At 38.3% G+C, this 1,071-nt stretch carries 2 pseudogenes; both read left to right on the top strand.

Annotation, left to right across the window (positions count from 1 at the left end):
- Positions 1 to 237, top strand: a pseudogene (locus BCG07_RS00255) (ABC transporter substrate-binding protein); the annotation flags it as partial.
- A gap of 223 nt (positions 238 to 460) precedes the next feature.
- Positions 461 to 1,071 (top strand): annotated as a pseudogene (locus tag BCG07_RS00250) (ankyrin repeat domain-containing protein); the annotation flags it as partial.

Here is a 1,071-nt window from a genome sequence, read left to right as displayed (position 1 = left end):
CACAATAATGCACAAAGCGATTCAGAATATGCCACGGTTAATACGCAAATTATAGAGCCTAACGCCCCCACAATTGATTTAAGCTTTAAGTTACGCCTAGGTAAAGATAACCAATGGAAGGTGTATGATATTGTAGCCGAGGGTATTTCGCTTTTAAGTGCTAAGTAAAAAGAGATAATTCAGCGCATTTCAGATGTAGGCATTGACCAAGTAATTAGCGAGTTAAAGAATAAATAATTAATCTTTTTGTGTGGAAGAGATTAAGCCCAACTCCAACCTAAAAAGCAGCCATGTAATTACTTACTTGGCTGCTTTTATATTTTTCATTATTCATCTACTTTGTTCTAGCGTGGCGATCTGGGTGTGCTAGAATATCGCCTCTTTGATTAAGCGTGGTGTCAGCTGAAAGCTGTTATAACCTGACCACTTACCCAAGCTACACTGGAGTTGTGTTGTTTTAATGGAAAATGTACTGATTTGGCCAAAGGAATATCCGTTACTCATTAAAGGCCTTGTAGAGCAAAACGGTGCCTTTATTTTAGATGCTTTAGAAGCTTGGCCAGCTTGTCGTTCTACCAATGAAGACGATGGTGTGTGTACCACTGTTTTGCCCCCGATTTATTATTTGGCGTGGTTAACACCGCTTGAACCTTTTGAAGAATGCTATTTTCAACATATTTGTGAATACGACGAAGATGCACAGGCATACGTAGGCGCAATGAAAAGCCACTTTTACGATAACGAATATACTCCAGAGAGCTTAGTGCTATTGTTGTGTCAGCGTTTAGAGAAATACGCAAGTGTTGCCGCACAAAATGCAGTTGAAACACCGCTTTCATTATTTAATTTATTTTTTAGCAAACGCTATTTTACGCTCATTGAACATGCTTTAAATAATGGCAGTAAGCTTAGTGCTGTTGATGCGTTATCGCTATGGAAAGAAGTTGATTTTAGAGATCGCTTAAGTCACTTTATACCTGAGTCAATTGCTGACTTAGAAGTGTTAAGTGGGCTTGCAAGTGACAAAGTAGCAATGGGTAAAGACTATTTTACTTTATTGAAACAAGTATC

It is taken from the genome of Pseudoalteromonas sp. ESRF-bin5 (assembly GCF_002632075.1).
Classification (GTDB): Bacteria; Pseudomonadota; Gammaproteobacteria; order Enterobacterales; family Alteromonadaceae; genus Pseudoalteromonas; species Pseudoalteromonas marina.
Note: the sequence above shows the minus strand (reverse complement) of the source record. Positions and strands in the feature narration are given on the sequence as shown.